1 protein-coding gene is annotated in these 562 nt (G+C 31.9%); it reads left to right on the forward strand.

Annotation, left to right across the window (positions count from 1 at the left end; translation table 11 throughout):
• The coding region (locus ACJDT4_RS23325) for an Ig-like domain-containing protein (protein WP_406790020.1) at positions 1–562 on the forward strand (562 nt) is incomplete at both ends.

A 562-nucleotide genomic window follows, 5' to 3' on the forward strand; every position in this document is an offset into this window, starting at 1 on the left:
CTAGCTTAAATGTAGATGCAACAAAGTACTTAGATGGAAAATGGCATACAATAATGATTACTTATGCAGAAAATTTTCAGATTAATGGAGTAAAAATGTATGTAGATGATTTAGTAAATCCAGTATCAGTAGGAACAGAAAAATCACAGAATTCAAATAATGGACAAAGTGAAGATTTTACATTAGGTGGAGGAACCTTCGATTTAGATAATTTTCAGATATATGACAGAGTAGTAGATTATAGCACTAAGGTATCACAAATTTTGTTAAATAAGCAAACAGATGAACTAAAAGGTGGAGAAACAGATATACTAACAGCTTCAATTGAACCTAATAATGCTACAAACAAAAATATAAAATGGAAGTCAAGTGATACAAGCATAGCAACAGTAGATGCTAATGGTAAAGTTACAGCAGTTGGAAATGGAACGGCAGTAATAACAGCTTCTGCAGCAGATGGAAGCAATGCAAATGCATCATGTTCAGTTACAGTAACAAATGCACAAGATCCAATAAAACCAATTCATGAGTATACATTTGATGATGATAATGTTACATTAGG

This window comes from Clostridium neuense, assembly GCF_045310695.1.
GTDB classification, from domain to species: Bacteria; Bacillota; Clostridia; order Clostridiales; family Clostridiaceae; genus Clostridium_S; species Clostridium_S neuense.